The following is a 17,033-nucleotide window of genomic DNA, read 5'->3' on the forward strand; positions in this document are numbered from 1 at the left end:
AAAAAACAAAAGTAATGTAAAATTGCCTTATGCTTCCTTTGGAGAGATGAAAATGTTTCGATCAAGAAGTCCAATGGTAAGAAAAACTGATAAAATGACTTCTTTTGTTACCGTATTATCCAGATATATTATATTTTCAAGTATTTTTTGGGTTTTATTTTCTATCATTTGTTTTATGATATTATATACTCCATTTTATGGTGATAAATCTAAACTTTATTTTTTTTCATCCTTACATTTATCTATTTTATTTTTAAGTGTATTTATTGGAATATTAATTTTTTCTGCATTATTAGGCACCATTATTTCTTTGCCCTCCATTTTGATAAAGATTCTTATGAAAATAAGGGTCGAAAAAAAAAGTCGCAAAGGTCAGAAACCAGTTATTTTAATATATTTATCAACTTATTTTCCAATTCTTATTTGTATTTCATCAAACTTAATTGTATTATTAATAAGCACAAGCACCGCTCCTCAACAAATGAGAAAATGGTTTAATAATGATTTTAACTTATATAAAGTTCAATTAAAGATTTTTAATGATTTATTTGAAGTAAAAACTTCTGATATATATTCAAAATGGAAAAGTGTAGGTACAAATTTAAAAAAAGAATCTAAATTTATTTTTCTTTTACCAAGAAATCTTTTAATGTATAAAAATTCATTTATAGAAACTAGAAAAATTTTAACAAAAGAAAATAATTGGCTATTATATTCTCCCACCAAAGAAGCTTTAACAGCATCTATTTTAGGTGAAGCCTATTTTGCAGATGAAAAGCTTTTTTTACCTGCACCTATCCAAACATCAAATGATGCAAATATTGAAAACAATAAAAAAACAAAAAATTTTATTGGAATTAATGGAAAAAATTTATTGAATTTTAATAATATTTTTCATAAAGATTCCTTAAATATTCAAATCAATAATAATTGGTTTAATATTTTCTTAAATAGAATTGCTATTTCACAACCACAAATACTCTTATTCTTTAGAATAAGAATTATATCTCCAATTTTTTATGCGTGGAATTGGGACACCTTAACAAATTCTAATAGCTATTTATTATATTCATATGTCAATCAACTCTCCAAAACCGATAAAAAGAAAGAAAATTTTGTATTCTTTTTAACCGAAATGGAAGGTTCAAAAGACAATAGCTTTTTCAAGTCCATAGAATGGCCTGAAAACATCACAAAAGAAGAGTTTGAAAAAAATCTTAAAAAAATAGATTTATATTTATCAAAAGCAATTAAAGCACTAAAAGACTCTGGACAAGAAAATATCCTTGTTATGCCTTATAAACAAAACGATAATAATATTGAAAATGGAATTGGTTTTTCAAACCTTGATTTTAAAGAACAATTGTTAAATTCAGAAATAATAAATCAAGATTTTATAAACAATACCCCAATTCAAAGCTGCAATCCAATTGCTATTAATTTTAATTTAAAAAACAACAAAATAAGTAATCATCAAGTAAATTATTTTCTTTTAGATACATTAAATTCAAAATATGATAATTTTCCAATAATTAAAAAAGATTATTTACTCGCAATAAAAAATGAAATTAGATATGGTGTAATTTGTCAATCACCTAAAAAATACACTTATTTAACCTTTAAAAAAGATGATTTTTTTAACAAAGAAAAAATTTATTATAAACCTAATAATAAAAATATTTATCAACAACTTTTCATTCAATATGATAAAAAAACAAAGAAAATTGAAAATGACAATAATTTAACAACTAAAATTACAAAAAACGAGATAAATTTAAATGAATTTTTTAAACAATTTGATATTTATAAAATAAATAACGATCAGAGTATAACTTACTCAGATTTAACCGATTTTGAAAAAGAACAGTTTATTAAAGTTTATGGAGTAGAAGTAAAAGATAAATTTCAATCATATATTAATTTTTTAATTAAATAGGTTTTATAATATGCCACTTCGTTCTTCTAAATTATCTAAATGGTCTATTTATATCATAATTTCATCATTAATTTTACTTTTCTTAATAACTATTTTTTTAGTCATAGTTTATTTTTATCCCATACCAACAATAACAAATAATTTTAATACTGCTCATTTTTCAAGGCTTCTTTCTCCTTGGCCTATGTCTGCACTTGATCAAGAATTATTGGAACGTCGTCGTTTAAAAAGATACGCTAAAGGTGAACAATTAAGGCGTATGGAAAAGCAGTTACAAAGAATGGAGAATTTAAATATCCCAATTTATGACTTATTTTTAGATGCTAATGCTGAAATTTCAAATTCAAAATACATTACAGCACCCGATGATGTTTCATTTTTATGGCCTATCTTACCTGCAAAAAAAATATTTACAAATTTAACTAACCCTACAAATTCAAGAAAATCTTCTTCTGTTATTTTTCCATTAAATCATAGAAGTCAAATTACAGAAGGTGTCCTTCTAGTTGGTGGAGAAGAAATTAAAGCCACAATACCAATGGTAAAAGGAAGAAGATCTTTTAGTTTTAATTTATTTCTTTTAACACCAGGAAGTATTCGAATTAGTTTAGGACAATATGTATGGGCAAAATCTTTTACAGATGATGATGTTCAAAGGCGCATTAAATTATCTATACCTATTAATGATTCAACTGCAACATCAATTAAAATAATAAGTATATCTTCAAGTTTTTATTTATTAAATGCAAATGTAAATCATTTAGAACATTCAGGAAGATCTCCTATTCGAGTTTCTAATACAAGTAATTTTTGGTTACCTAATAATAATTATTTAGTATCAAACCAAAAAAATGATAATCAGAGCACAGAAGATGATACAAGCGCCGATACGGAAGACACAGAAGAAGAAAAAATTCTTGAGGATGTAAAACCAGAAGAAGCTAAATTAGATGAATTTAACGCAAATCAAAATTCTACAAGTAATAAACAACAACCCAAAAAGGGGGTTGAACAAGCTCAAGATCCATTAAATCAAATTGCAAATCCTCAAATATTAACGAATGATAATTATACTACAGCATTTGGATATAATATTGTTTTTTTACAGATTCCTAAAATTCCAGATTTTATCATGAAAAATAAAAAAATATTTAATAAAACAGCTCCTGCAATTTCTAATTTAATGGAACAATCTGTTGTCTTTAATAAGTCTATTTCGATATCAGATAATGCTAGTGAAAACTTTCGAAGATTTATTTTTTCTGATTCCAATTTTTTAAATTCAGATAATATTTCTATAGCAAAAGAAGAAATAAATGAAAATAAAAACAAAAATACTTATTATCAACTCCGGAAATATGGATATAATATTGTAGGAATTTCTTACCCAGAAGCTTATTATTTTAATAAAAATATATCTGATTCATCAGAATTCTCTTCAATTTATGGAAAATGGCTAGAAAGAAATGATTGGACCTTTGCAAATAAAAATTTAAAAATTGATGATAGAAATATCCCTGTAACTGGATTAGATGCTATTTTTAAAACAAATACGAAAGGAATTGCGGCGCCTTTATCTCAAAAAGATTTTCCAATAATTTCAAACTTTTTAGCAAGTGCATCTCAAAATATTGACCGTATTCCTGATTGGGGTTTAAACGAGTATATATTAATTAATAATAAAGAATCCTATATCCCTCGACTAATTGATGCATTTCAAAATTGGACTCACGAAAATCAACAATCAAGATTTTTAGCTCATTTATTAGTAGATACGGATCCGCATTTAATTCGGCCAACTATAAAAGATTTAGGAAAATCCATTGCTACTTTAGGTTTGTCTTCTTTTTTAAACCCACTTGAATTAGATGATTTAGCAAATTTAGCATACATAGATAAAGCAGTTTTACAAATTCTTGATACTTTAAAAGCTAGGAAGTTAGAAAATAGAACAATAATATTTGCATTAATCCCAATTGATAAAGGCGATAATAAAAAATCCTACTATGCGACTGGATTATACAAAATTCCTGGATTAATTCCTCAAAAAAATATTAACTTTGAAAATATAAAAATAAATAATATTGTTTCAACTATTTTAACTAATGTCGGTATTCCTTTAGATAATTCTTCACAATCAGGAAACCAATTTTCCAAAGATATTATGCTAGAAAAAATATCATTGAAAAATTATAATGAAGAAAAAGAAAATAGAATAAAAATAAAAAACAATTTTATAAAATACTCTATGATAATTAAACCTGATGAAAATAATTGTGCTCCATTTTTATGGAATTCAAAAAATGAACCTATTTTTAGTTTTCAATCAAATTTACCTATATATCAAATAATATCTGATAATCAAATTGAATTTTTTCCTTGTTCCATTAAAAATAAAAATATTCAATTAAGCTGGTATCAAAGGGGTGAAATTAAAGACTTACCTACAAGTAATATAGACGATTTTTTAGGAGGAAGTTTTTCTTATAAAAAAGATTCTACATCATTACCAACATTTTATTTTGGTAAGAGTTTAATTCCTTCTGACAATATTTCTTTTTACTTTGACTCAATGAATAAACCACAATTTGAACAAATATTTTCTGTAGAATATCAAAATTCTAGTAAATGTTTAAAATCGATCAGAGATAGTTTTATTGCTATAGATAATTTTGAGAGCAAAAATAGTGAAGATCCTGTGTTATCCAAAAAAACGAAAATTGGTTTTTTTATAACTCCATTGTAATTCTGTCCTAGGAAATTTTTTCATTTCTAGATTTTAAACTAATTCCGATAGCTGTTTTTAGAGTCACCTAAAACGGAATTGGAATTAGATTAATGGAAAAATATTTTAAAAATTGTATTTTTATATATATTGCCATTCCAATCATTTTATATACTAATTATTCTTTTTCTGAATCAATTCCTACAGATTGGAGTGGAGTACGTTCAAATGGAATGGGTGGCGCTTTTACTGCTACCGCAAACGATGAAACATCTATCTATTCAAATCCGGCTGGATTAAGTGAAACAAGAAATCCCGCTGCAAAAAGATTTGTCCACGAGCTGAAGCCATTGGATCTTGAAATTGGTGGCAATGCGCAAATGTTATCCAATATGAGTTCTGACCCAACCAACTGGGGATCAGATATGATAAGATCTGCAAAAAATAATCCAGGAAATCAATCTTATTTGTTACTTCAAAGTTTTAATGAAATTATTATGGGAGCAAAAAGATCTTTAACTATTTTAGTTGGTACTCCTATAAGAAGTGAAAATAAAATGGCTTTTATGAATACAAGTAGTCCTAATCAGGCCTACTTTGTTTCTACAACAACAGTATCAGGTGCTTTAGGAATTTCAGGTTCAACGGAAAGAGGCTTTTTTCGTTATGGTATTTCATTAAGACCGAATTATAGAGTTGATTATCAAAATCAAAATGTAGATACAACTAAGTATACAACTACAAATGATTTAGTTAACTTAGCAAATAACTCTGGTGACAAAACAACTTCTTTTGCTGTTGATGCGGGTTTTACTGCTACCGCAGCAGATTATTGGTTTCCTACTTTTGGATTTGCAATTCGCAATATCCCTACTGGTTGCGTTGATAACTACACAAATCCAATCAATCAAACTAAAGAAACAATGTGCGGTGCAACTCGAGATGGGGGTTCAACAAGTTCAGCAAATTCATCTAAAATAGATCCAACCGAATTAAGGGCTGGTGTTTCCTTAACTCCAAGAGGCAAAATTGGAAAATCAAAAGTGAATTTAAGACTATCTATTGATGCTTACCCTATTCCAATACAAATTGATGGCAGTAATTATGGAATTGATGGAATTGATACAAATAAAATAATTCACGCTGGAGCTGAATTGTTTTTTGGAAATGTTCTAATTCAGCAAGGTTTTGGTATTAGAGGTGGTTATATGGAAGGTGGACCAACCTGGGGAACTTCTTTTAATTTGGCATTTTTATCTATTGAATACTCTTCTTATTTAGTAAGTGATACCCTTCCATTGCCTAATGGAACCGTAAATAAGTTTGTTGAAAGAAGACACTTGCTAGGAATCTCCTATCACTGGTAACATCCCACTCAATGTACTGCATTTAAAAAAAATGCAAATCCATTTTACAAAATTATCGTATTAAAAGGAAATGAACTTGAAAAAGAAAATACCAATTCGACTCTGTTTGAGTATGAGTTTTGTTTTATTATTTGCTAGCTGTACTACTTCAAAAAGTAGCAAAGAAAATGTAAGTATTGTAAATCCTCCTATCGTTTCTCCAACACCATCTGTTGTTCCTCCAAATAGTCACAAAAATCCTGTAAATAAAGATAAAGATTTAAGAGATATTCTAAATAAAATTAATGAAATTGAGCAACAGTTTTTATCTCAAAATTGCACAGAAGTATTAGATAAAGCAAAATCATTAGAAACTTATTCTAAGAAAATTAATTTTAGTTCTTTTCCCCCTCTAACTGAAGCAGCAATTTATATTTGTGATGCAAGAGCGGGAATGGACAATCCAACAAGAGTCCAAAAAGCCATTTCTGTTATAAATAGTTTGCCATTACGTTATCCTGTTATTCATGAAGCTTGGCTTCACAATACTCTGGCAGACTTTTATTTTGCTTTAGGCGATAAACAAAATGCATTAATTGAGAAAAAAGCAGCTCGTGATCTGATTTTAGCTCAACAACAAGATATTTCCTCATTGAATAATCAAATTTTACAACTCAACCCTTCTGAACAAGGAATTCAACCTAATAATTCAGGATCGTCTGTAACGAATGAATCCAATCCAAATAATATGAATCAAGATCAAATCGCTATTTCAGCAACTCAAATGTTAAATAATGATTCTCCAGAACAGGCAATTGCTCTTATAGACACAATACCAATGAACCAAAGAAGCGATAATTTAAAACGCATTCGTTCCGACTCCGTAAATGCTCTTGTCATGAACCTAAGATATAAAGTAAGAGCACTATTTGTTAGATCTTCACAGCAAACAGGTACCGCACGAAAGGATACCTTGAAACAAAGTGAACAAATTTTACAAGGAATACTCAAAAATTATCCTGAATATTCAGACATGGCAGCAGTTCAAAATAATTTGAAACAAGTTCAACGTGAATTAGCAAAACCCTAAAGGATTGAACAATGATAGAAGAAACTCTTAAAGACTTGAGTTCTAAAACTTTTTATCCACTAAATGATTGTTTTGATAAAATTTCAAGCTGGTTAAAAGACGAAAGTATTTCAAAAGAAGATAAAGAAGAAATTCTCATTCTCATAAAAAACAAAGAAATATCCGAATTAAGAGACCGTTTTTACCGTGACCTTGAATTTGGAACAGGCGGAATTCGTGGTGTTATGGGAATGGGGGCAAACCGCTTAAATAAATATGTTCTTAGACGTGCTGTTCAAGGAGTTGCGAATTACATTATAAGATGCGGTGAAAATGCTAAAAAACGCGGTGTAGCTATAGCTTATGACTCCAGAAACAACTCAAGTGTCTTTGGGCAAGAAGTAGCTTGTGTTCTTGCTGCAAATGGTATTCGTTCCTATATTTTTCCAACCCTACAAACAACCCCTTCTCTTTCTTACGCCATACGAAAATTAGGTTGTATTAGTGGCTTTTGTATAACAGCTAGTCATAATCCGCCTCAATATAATGGGATTAAAGTATATTGGGAAGATGGCGCACAAATTATATCACCACAAGATACAGAAATATTAAAAGAAGTTTTTTCAATTAAGTCTTTTTCTGAAACAAAACATATGGATTATTCTAAAGCACAAAGTCTTGGATTGAGTCAGTTTATCCATGATGATGTTTTGAATTGTTACTTTAAAGAAATTGAAAATCTTTGCATGGCTCCTAACTCTTCAAAAAATATAAACATTGTTTATACTCCTCTTCATGGTACAGGAAAAATTCCAACATTAAGAGCTCTTAAAACTTTTGGATATGAAAATGTCTATGTTGTTCCTGAACAAGGAGAACCTAATGGAAATTTTCCGACAGTAAAAAAACCAAACCCAGAAGAACCAGAAGCTTTGTCTCTTGCAATTAAATACGCTTCAGAAAGAAAAGCGGATTGCGTTTTTGCAACCGACCCAGACTCAGACCGTCTTGCAATTGTTACTTATGATCCTAAAATGGCTCATGGCATCATGAAACACCAAGCTGTTGGCGATTATATTTTATTAAATGGAAACCAAACAGCTGCTTTATTAATTGATTCTATTTTAAAATTTAAAAAATCCAATGGTACCTTAGAAAAATCACATAAAATTGTAAAAACCATTGTTACTTCTGACTTATTAGAAAAAATTTGTGCTGAATACGACATTGAAATTTTTAATACTTTAACTGGTTTTAAATGGATTGCTGGTTTAGTGCGTAGCTGGGAAGAAAAAAACAATAATTTTAAATATTTATTTGGAACAGAAGAAAGTTTTGGCTATATGCCTAGCAATAATGTACGTGATAAAGATGCTATTTCTGCAATGTGTCAAGCTGCAGAAATGATTTCTTTAGCAAAAGATAGTAACAAAACTTTATGTGAAAGTTTATTTGATATCTTTAAAAAGCACGGTGCATGGCAAGAAGATCTTATAAATATCGATCTTTATGGAGAAGAAGGAGCATTAAGAATTTCTAGAATAATGCATAAAATGCGTGAAAATCCTGTCATGAACTGGGGTGGCCATCAGGTTACTTCTATACTAGATTATACAGATAAAAATGTTCAAGAACGTTACCATATCCCACACTCCAATGTTCTTCAGTTTTTACTAGACGATGGCAGTAAAATATCAATGAGACCTAGCGGAACAGAACCTAAATTAAAATTCTATGTTTCCGTATGTACTAATAGCTCAAATGTTTTTGAAGGTTACAAAGAAACCCTTGAAAAAATAGCTCTGTTACGTAAAGAGATTTTACACTTTGTAGATAAAGTAAATTAAAAATAAATAACAAATTTCATTAAAAAGCCCTTATAAATTACCGAAACGTACATTTGTGAGGGCTTTTTAATGCAATCGTCAGACCAAGACGTCCTGATAAGGGATGTTTTATTATTTATTGCAGCTTTAATAGGGTTGCTATACATACTTATTATCAACATAAAAGAATCTAGAATTCGTTTTAGAAGCTTTCATAAATCAAATTCCGAAAAATCAAAATATGATTTATCTAAATTAGAGTGGTATGGTGAATTTTCTAAGTTTTATTCACTAACATTTGAAGAACCTCATTTTATATGGGAAATAAACATGTTTTCCATACGAATGATTAAAAAAGATAAAAAATTTTCTTCTTATTCTGGCTTTTCTTGGTTTGAATTTTCAAAATCACAGGCTAATACCGAAAAAATAATGGCCCCAATTTTAAGAAAAGTATTTTTAAAATATAGAACTAAATTTGAAAAAGTTCACCCCATTCATGTTTTAAGAGTTCCAAAAGAAACAGTACATTTTTATACTTGGTTGCAAAACGAAAATCATACGAATTCTGCTATTTTTAACTTTTTAGATGAAGCTTTATATATTGCTTCAGAAGCAAAAGTATACCCAAGTCTTTCTATTATTTGGGATGATGTTATTTATGTAGAAGTTGTATTACCTAATAATGTTTTAATAAAAAACTTAGAAAAAGAATTTGATTCTACTTTTGGGGCTGAATGCACTAATTTAGGTACAAATGTACATTTAAGACTGTGGATTGCATTTTCTATTGAAAAAATACCAAATTCTCTTAAAGAAAAAGAGAAAAAAATAGGAAAATTAAGTGATATAAATAAAGCTTCTTAATTTTCAAATTATAAAGTAAATGAATTATTCTTTATATAAAAATCAAGCATATTTGGATATTTTAAATTTCTTTGGCCGAAGTATAAAAAATTCTCTTGTATAAAGTGTATATCCAGAAATAAGTGCTACCTGTAAGTTCATAATTCCTTTTCCATTAACATAAACAAATATTTGTTTTTCTATTAATTCATTAACTTCTTCAAGAAGCAGAGCCAAATTCTTTAAATTCATTATCTACTACTATTATTGAAAAAGTTGCATAAGCATTTGTTGAAAAAGCGAGAGAGAATAAATATAAATAAAATTTAAAAAAATTTTTCAAAATTGTTACCTCTAATATATTTAAAAAATATTTTAATAAATAAAATAAATTTAATCTTTTAAAATTAAAAAATCTTTTGATGAAAAGATTTGATCGAATAATTAATATCTCAACTTAAGAATGTCAACAAATCTATACTTTATATAATTCCAAAAAGAAGCAATTATAATAATTAAGATTAAGTAATTTCTAATAAAATAAATTTTTTTAAATAATTCATATAATTTTTATGACTATTCATATAGCTATTTTAAAGAAACATAAACATAATCTTTATCAGGCAAATCTAATTTTGTGCAATTTTTAAAATCTAGTTTACAAATTTATCATTTTCATAATAATTTAAATTTCACAAATATCTCAAAATTAATATATAGTAGATAAAGATTAAATTTAATAGATTTTTAATTCTTTATCTATAAGCCATTTATTTGTTTAATTTAACTTAATTTGGTTGAAAAATTAGTGAAAACGTATTTCACCTTGTTCTAAATTAAAACCATTACTAACTGCTGGATAAGATAAAAATACAAATCCAGAATTATTTCTCAATTTAAAAGTAAACTGATCTAAAACTGGACTATTATAAATTGTAAATACACCTGCTTTTCCATTTCCATCATTTACTTGGAAATCCATTGCATCATCAACATCCCATCCGTTATCTTGAAATAAAGCCCAAAAATCTATTGCAGCACAAGTGTGAGGTTGAATGGTTTGATTTGCAGAGTGATCATTATTTACATCCATTTGATAGGAGTGCGTTTTAAAAACTGTTAATGGCCAATTAAAATCATTACACACATTAAAACGAGCGTCTCTATGGACCCAGGCATGAGCTTGTCCTGTAAATGCAAATTGCGCTCCAAGTAAAGTAACGGTACTTAGAATAGAACTTGCTAAAACATTTTTTTTAACAGACTTCATAAAAAAACTCCTTAAAAAGAATCGATCAACTGGCCAAAACTATTTTGGCCAGTAAGAATAAAAACAAACACAACACCAGTATCAATAAGACAAATTTATAATTCACTTTTTATAAGTAAAAACTGTTCTTGTCTTCTTTCATAATACTTAAATCAAAAAAAAATTGGATCAAGATAATTTCAAGATAATTTTTATCGATAATTTTAAGCAAAGAATTAATTCATAAATATGTTGATTATCTTTATTTTTGTAAAAAAAATATACAATAAAAAAAAGCAACCTCTAAAATTGAAAATATTGATGTCTTTTAAAAAAACAAAATGAAGTTATGGTGATTTATTTTTATTTATTTATATGCATATTTATGTAAAATTATTTTTATTTTTTATTTTAGACATATTTAATAAAAATGAATAAAAATCAAAGAGGAGATTTTGAGATCTTATTTTGCAATATAAGTTTTGCTTATTATTTTATATTAAAATATGAATTAAATGTTATAATCACAATAGCCAATAAAATGATAAAATTCATAGCATAAAATACAATTTTAGAATCAATTAGAAAAATAATTTATTTTATAAAAGTAAAAAACGATATAAAATTAGAACTAAATAATATATTAAAATTACACCAATTTAACTTTAAACATAAATCTTGATAAAATGAAATTGATTCATGGTAATCAAATTTTTTACAATGTGTTATCATTTCATTAATTTCAGTGGGATTCAGATTATTTTCAATCATTCTTTTTTCAAATTCATTTATAAAATCATTCTGACAGTTACTATCATTTAACAATGGATCTGCAATAAATAAAATTCCTTCTTTTTTTAGTTTTTTATTACACTCTTCTATAAAAATTTTTTTTCTATCATGTCTAATATGATGAAGTGCAAAACTACTAAAAATAATATCAATACTATTATCACTCATTTTATAAATAAAATCATCCATTTCATTAAGATGTAATTCTTTTTCACATTCTAATTCTTGTAAGTTTTTTGAACTCAAATTTATTGATAATTTCGTATTATCAACTCCGATATATTTTTTAATTTTAAAGTTTTTTAAAACTGAAATTATATTACTTGAATCACCGCATCCAAGATCAACAAGAGTAATATTATTATTTATTTTTTTGCAATATTCTTCTAATGTTTTTAAAAGATAAAAATGTAATTCATTATGGAAAAGAATATTTGAAGTTACAATATTTTTATATTCTGTCCATTGTTTTTCAAAATAGTTGTCATAATTTAGATTGGATTCCATTTTTTTTCCTTATTTTTTACAAAAGCAAATAAATTTTTTGGTAAATAAAATATACTTAAGATTTTAAATATTTTTTGAATTTTATCAATAATGATATGCTAAAAATTTCAATCGCTATAAATGCCTCAATAAGAAACAATTATAAAAAATATTATCTATAGAATGATAATCGGTTTTTACAAAAGATAAAAAAATTTTAAATTAAGCTCTTTCCAATTTTTTTTCCAAAGGCAATTCATCCGAATTTTGCTGATTGTATTTTGTGGCAGTATAGGTAGACCATCTTAAAGTAACTAAACTTAGAGTAAATAAACAAACATAATCATATGGTGAAGGTAAATGATTATTTCCACCAAAATTTCCAAAATAAGAAATAATTAAAATAGCAACTAGATAAAAAAGAAACCAACCCAATTCATTAAATGCTTTCATGGTTCTAGTTGATTTATAAAAAATAAAACTAAATGAAAGACCAATAAATACGGCAATACATAACTTCCAAATATTATCCCAACCACACCAATAAAGCATTAAAGAGCATACAAAAAAGGATATATTTGAAATTATATAAGGAAACGGCATTTTAAAAGGACGTGCCATATCAGGTTTTTGTTTTCGAAAAGCAAGTAAACAAATCCCCCCAATACCGTAAGTTAAAATACTTGTTGAAGACAAAAAGGCAACCATTTTTTGCCAACCCGGAAAAGGCAAAAAAGTCAGCATTCCAAAACAGAAATTTACAATAATAGTTATATAAGGGATATGATGACGATTAAGCTTAAGTAACGTTTTTGGTAAAAATCCATTTTCAGCCATTCCATATAAAATACGTGACGTTGCAGTTGTATAAATAACTGCTGTGCCTAAAGGAGACACGACTGCATCTAAAAGTAAAAGTTTAGCGATGATGCCAAGCCCTAATACTAAAGCTAAACCAACTAAAGGGCCTGCATCACCTTGAAATGATAGATTCGAAAATCCTCCTTGGGCATCTAACATTGATTTTGGAACACCAACAAGAAAGGAATATTGCAAAAGAGTGTATAAAACAAAACCTACCAAAATGGCACCTAAAATAGAAATAGGAATGTTACGTTGTGGATTTTTAACTTCTCCAGCAAGTACTAAGCCATTTTGAAACCCTGTAAAAGCAAAAGCAATACCACCAATAGCTAATGCTGAAAAAATATCATTCCAAGAATCCACAGAAGCAAAGTGAAAAGAAGGGAGAGTTGGATTTTTTGTCACAAATATAAATGCAAGAGCTGCTAAAACAGGAATTATAAATTTCCAAATAGAAATATATTTGTTCACTTCTACAATAATTTTAATTCCAAAATTATTTAAAATAACCAAAAATACCATAATAAACAGAGCACAAAAATAACCTGATAATGTAAGGCTTTGATCAGCGTTTAGTAAATTGGGCCAATATATACTTGAATATTGTAAAACAGCTTGAACTTCAATGGGAATCATCACTAAATAGGATAGCCACATAAGCCAAGAAAAAATAAAGCCTACAATTTTTCCATGAGTAAATTTAGGATAATTAGATAGCCCTCCTGAAACAGGATACATTGCTCCTAATTCGCAAAGTGGTAATGCAATAAATATCATAAATATAGTTGCAATTAACCAAGAAATTAAGGCTCCACTTCCTGCGATTTTAGCTGAATAATAAGATGTAAATAACCAACCGCTACCAACCATACCACCTGCTGAAGCAACTAAAATAGCTGTTGTGCTGATATCTCTTTTAAGTCCTTTCATTTTTAACTAAATCCTTACTTGTTAAATTTTACAAAGTAATTATCAAATTGAGGGGTTGACAGTATATTGATTTTTATTTTTTGACAATGTTTGATAAAATATTATTTACTAATTTATGAAGATGAAGAAAAAACACTTTTACAATTTAAATATTTAATTAACAAATAATGTTAATATTTATCCTATCAGTTTCGTAATTTCCTCACGAATAACTTCTTTGGCGTATTGAGGAGCTTGATCTCTTAACCATTGCTCCAGTGTTTCTTTAACAAAACTTTGGATTAATTTTTCAGATGAATTTTGCTGTTCTAATACACTTAATGAGTCATCATCTACACCTAATATAAAATCTACTTTCTTTTTAAAATCAATACTTGAAAATGGTTTTTCTATAAAATTAAAATGATCTTCTTTTTCAAAATCCATTATAGAGTCTGATTTTTCAAACATAATTAATATATTTTGATATTCCATATTTTTTTTAAATAAATTTATATTTACAAGATTGACATTTGTAATTATTAAATCAAATATTTGTGATTTTTTTTCTTTTTCAAATTTTATAATATTATCAACAATAGTAATTTCATATAAATTTACATTGGATAAAATAAGCTTAATTGCTTTATGCAAAGAGAGACTGCTTTCAAAAAATAATATTTTTTTCATACACCCATCCCATTATGAAATTTATTAATTCTAGTCCTATATTATTTTAATTTGACTCCTTGCTCAAATTATATTCTGTAGGGTAAATTTCAAATACGGTTTTACTCGCCACATCTTTGGCATACCAAGATATAAAAATATTTTGATTGGTAAAAAGTTAAGGAATAAATATGCAATCATCTGTATATGCTGGCTCATTTGATCCATGGACATATGGACATCAATTTGTACTCGACTCTGCACTAGAGGTATTTGAAAGCGTACATGTTGTCTCCGCGATCAACCCAGCAAAACAAAGTTTACTCAAACCCGAAGTCCGCGCCCGCGTGATTGCACATGCAATCGATCCTTTTATTGACTGGTGGGCTTTAGATCCCCCCTTTCGAGTGGGAGAAAAAGTGATTGTAACTTCACAAGAAGGTCTCGTTGCAGATTATGCAAAAGAAAATAATATTAGTCACCTTATTCGTGGACTTCGCTCAACATCTGACTTTGAAGCTGAGTTTAATTTATACTTTTCAAACCAAGCCATTAATCCAAAGTTACAAACCTGGGCCGTATTATGTCCCCATCACTTACTTCACTGCTCTTCCACATATGTAAAGACAGTTGTCGGCAAAGCTCATGTGAAATCGGTTGGTGCTAAATTTGTAGCACAAGCTCTCATGTTAAATTGGGTTCGTGTGATTGGACAAATTTTTGATCTCATCGAAGTTTGTTCCTCTCATCGCTTTGATATTGATTCTTCCAATTTAAACGAAACAGATTTATCTGAATGTTTGCAGCTTTTATTTTCTGCATTAGCATTTCGCATCTTAAGAATTTCTCGTTCCGTTATGGTTAAAACATCAAAATATATTGATACATTTTTAAAACAAAATGGTTCTCGGCTACGAGATGAAATTAAAGAAAATAAATATTACCCTCAAACAGAAATCAATAATCTTTGGGCAATTTTAGCAAACTGTATTGAGCAAGATGCTATTTTTCCAGATGGAATTGATTCCGGAGTCTCTTATTTACTTTCCTTATCAAAAAATTTAGGCAAGACATCTATTAAATTATTTAATGAAGATGAAGTTTATCACGCGTACGAAAATTTAAAAAAATAAGATAAAGGGTTCGAAAAATGGATGTACAAGCAACTGATTTTTTAGGTGCCTTTGATAATATAGATGAATCACAAAAATTAATTAAAGAAACAGTTCGAAAATTTGTTACTGAAAAATTTCAACCTAATATCACAGAAAACTTTGAAAAAGGTCATTTTCCAAAAGAATATATAAAAGAAATGGGAAATTTAGGGTTATTAGGCTGTAACTTAACAGGATATGGGTGCGCTGGATTAGATGAAGTATCCTATGGCCTCATCATGAAAGAACTTGAACGAGGCGATAGTGGATTAAGAAGTTTTGCAAGCGTACAAAGTAGTTTAGCCATGTATGCCATTCATGCATTTGGATCAGAAAATCAAAAAAATGAGTTTCTTCCACGCATGGCGAAAGGCGAAATTGTAGGTTGTTTTGGATTAACGGAACCTGATTTCGGATCTAACCCAGCAGGAATGAAAACATTTGCCAAAAAAGACGGAGACGATTGGATTTTAAATGGTTCAAAAACATGGATCACAAATGCTCCCATCGCAAATGTGGCTATTGTTTGGGCTCAAACAGAATCTGGAATTCGAGGTTTTCTTATTGAAAAAGGAACAAAAGGATTTTCTGCACCTGAAATCCATCATAAATTAAGTTTACGAGCCTCAATAACGGGTTCTTTATATTTTGATAATTGCAGAATTCCAAAATCAAATATGCTTGAAAAGACGATTGGCTTAAAAAATGCTTTAATGTGTTTAAATCAGGCAAGATTTGGAATTATTTTTGGCGTGTTAGGCGCTGCTGAAGATTGTTTAAACGAAGCTCTTTCCTATACAAAAGAAAGAATCATGTTTCAAAAACCCCTTGCCTCATTTCAATTAATCCAACGTAAATTAGCTATTATGGCCACAGAAATTGCTAAAGGGAATTTATTAGCCATGCAATTAGCAAAATTAAAGCACGAAAAATCCATTCAACCAGCACAAATTAGTATGGGTAAACAAAATAATGTTCAAATAGCTCTTGATTGTGCTAGAACAACTCGAGATATATTAGGAGCAAACGGGATAAGTGGTGAATACCGCTGTATGCGCCATATGTGTAATTTAGAATCTGTTTATACGTATGAAGGAACAAATGATATTCATATACTTGTAGTTGGTCAGCAGTTAACAGGAATTCCTGCTTTCGAATAATT

General features: G+C 28.1%; 13 protein-coding genes. 8 read left to right on the plus strand and 5 right to left on the minus strand.

Annotation, left to right across the window (positions count from 1 at the left end):
- Window positions 1–52: 52 nt before the first annotated feature.
- From GCL60_RS05850 to GCL60_RS05875, 6 genes are all read left to right on the plus strand, one after another.
- A complete protein-coding gene (locus tag GCL60_RS05850) occupies window positions 53–1,936 on the plus strand; it encodes a hypothetical protein (RefSeq protein WP_153419171.1) in 1,884 nt (627 codons plus the stop codon).
- A 10-nt stretch (window positions 1,937–1,946) separates the two neighbouring features.
- Window positions 1,947–4,682, plus strand: coding sequence for a hypothetical protein (locus GCL60_RS05855; protein ID WP_153419173.1), 2,736 nt, complete (start codon window positions 1,947–1,949; stop codon window positions 4,680–4,682).
- 92 nt (window positions 4,683–4,774) lie between these two features.
- Entirely contained in the window at window positions 4,775–6,028 is a 1,254-nt protein-coding gene (locus GCL60_RS05860; protein ID WP_153419175.1) for a hypothetical protein, read from the plus strand.
- A 76-nt stretch (window positions 6,029–6,104) separates the two neighbouring features.
- Window positions 6,105–7,097 carry a hypothetical protein gene (locus GCL60_RS05865; protein ID WP_153419177.1) on the plus strand — a complete coding sequence of 331 codons (993 nt, stop codon included), beginning with the start codon at window positions 6,105–6,107 and terminating at the stop codon, window positions 7,095–7,097.
- 11 nt (window positions 7,098–7,108) lie between these two features.
- Window positions 7,109–8,923, plus strand: a complete 1,815-nt coding sequence (locus GCL60_RS05870) for a phospho-sugar mutase (protein ID WP_153419179.1) — start codon at window positions 7,109–7,111, stop codon at window positions 8,921–8,923.
- Between the two features lie 69 nt (window positions 8,924–8,992).
- Window positions 8,993–9,769 carry a hypothetical protein gene (locus tag GCL60_RS05875; RefSeq protein ID WP_153419181.1) on the plus strand — a complete coding sequence of 259 codons (777 nt, stop codon included), beginning with the start codon at window positions 8,993–8,995 and terminating at the stop codon, window positions 9,767–9,769.
- A gap of 199 nt (window positions 9,770–9,968) precedes the next feature.
- Here the strand turns inward: GCL60_RS05875 and GCL60_RS17440 are convergent, their stop codons facing one another.
- The 5 genes from GCL60_RS17440 to GCL60_RS05900 all read right to left on the minus strand — a co-directional run bounded on the left by GCL60_RS17440 (window position 9,969) and on the right by GCL60_RS05900 (window position 14,738).
- Window positions 9,969–10,091 carry a hypothetical protein gene (locus GCL60_RS17440; RefSeq protein ID WP_272914810.1) on the minus strand — a complete coding sequence of 41 codons (123 nt, stop codon included), beginning with the start codon at window positions 10,089–10,091 and terminating at the stop codon, window positions 9,969–9,971.
- Between the two features lie 462 nt (window positions 10,092–10,553).
- Window positions 10,554–11,018 carry a hypothetical protein gene (locus GCL60_RS05885; protein ID WP_153419185.1) on the minus strand — a complete coding sequence of 155 codons (465 nt, stop codon included), beginning with the start codon at window positions 11,016–11,018 and terminating at the stop codon, window positions 10,554–10,556.
- A gap of 573 nt (window positions 11,019–11,591) precedes the next feature.
- Entirely contained in the window at window positions 11,592–12,296 is a 705-nt protein-coding gene (locus GCL60_RS05890; protein ID WP_153419187.1) for a class I SAM-dependent methyltransferase, read from the minus strand.
- Between the two features lie 201 nt (window positions 12,297–12,497).
- On the minus strand, window positions 12,498–14,069 hold the full coding sequence (locus tag GCL60_RS05895; RefSeq protein WP_153419189.1) for an APC family permease: 1,572 nt from the start codon (window positions 14,067–14,069) through the stop codon (window positions 12,498–12,500).
- A gap of 177 nt (window positions 14,070–14,246) precedes the next feature.
- Entirely contained in the window at window positions 14,247–14,738 is a 492-nt protein-coding gene (locus GCL60_RS05900; protein ID WP_153419191.1) for a PleD family two-component system response regulator, read from the minus strand.
- A gap of 170 nt (window positions 14,739–14,908) precedes the next feature.
- Between GCL60_RS05900 and coaD the strand changes: the two genes are divergently transcribed.
- Together coaD and GCL60_RS05910 are read left to right on the plus strand one after the other, a co-directional pair.
- Window positions 14,909–15,850, plus strand: coding sequence for a pantetheine-phosphate adenylyltransferase (coaD, locus tag GCL60_RS05905; RefSeq protein WP_153419193.1), 942 nt, complete (start codon window positions 14,909–14,911; stop codon window positions 15,848–15,850).
- Between the two features lie 17 nt (window positions 15,851–15,867).
- A complete protein-coding gene (locus GCL60_RS05910; protein ID WP_153419195.1) occupies window positions 15,868–17,031 on the plus strand; it encodes an acyl-CoA dehydrogenase family protein in 1,164 nt (387 codons plus the stop codon).
- The last annotated feature ends 2 nt before the right edge of the window (window positions 17,032–17,033 follow it).

The organism is Silvanigrella paludirubra, assembly GCF_009208775.1.
Lineage (GTDB): Bacteria > Bdellovibrionota_B > Oligoflexia > Silvanigrellales > Silvanigrellaceae > Silvanigrella > Silvanigrella paludirubra.

Coding starts and splice junctions, on each gene's coding strand:
- GCL60_RS05850 (WP_153419171.1), top strand. CDS start 53: ATGTTTCGATCAAGAAGTCCAATGGTAAGAAAAACTGATAAAATGACT.
- GCL60_RS05855 (WP_153419173.1), top strand. CDS start 1,947: ATGCCACTTCGTTCTTCTAAATTATCTAAATGGTCTATTTATATCATA.
- GCL60_RS05860 (WP_153419175.1), top strand. CDS start 4,775: ATGGAAAAATATTTTAAAAATTGTATTTTTATATATATTGCCATTCCA.
- GCL60_RS05870 (WP_153419179.1), top strand. CDS start 7,109: ATGATAGAAGAAACTCTTAAAGACTTGAGTTCTAAAACTTTTTATCCA.
- GCL60_RS05875 (WP_153419181.1), top strand. CDS start 8,993: ATGCAATCGTCAGACCAAGACGTCCTGATAAGGGATGTTTTATTATTT.
- GCL60_RS05885 (WP_153419185.1), bottom strand. CDS start 11,018: ATGAAGTCTGTTAAAAAAAATGTTTTAGCAAGTTCTATTCTAAGTACC.
- GCL60_RS05890 (WP_153419187.1), bottom strand. CDS start 12,296: ATGGAATCCAATCTAAATTATGACAACTATTTTGAAAAACAATGGACA.
- GCL60_RS05895 (WP_153419189.1), bottom strand. CDS start 14,069: ATGAAAGGACTTAAAAGAGATATCAGCACAACAGCTATTTTAGTTGCT.
- GCL60_RS05900 (WP_153419191.1), bottom strand. CDS start 14,738: ATGAAAAAAATATTATTTTTTGAAAGCAGTCTCTCTTTGCATAAAGCA.
- coaD (WP_153419193.1), top strand. CDS start 14,909: ATGCAATCATCTGTATATGCTGGCTCATTTGATCCATGGACATATGGA.
- GCL60_RS05910 (WP_153419195.1), top strand. CDS start 15,868: ATGGATGTACAAGCAACTGATTTTTTAGGTGCCTTTGATAATATAGAT.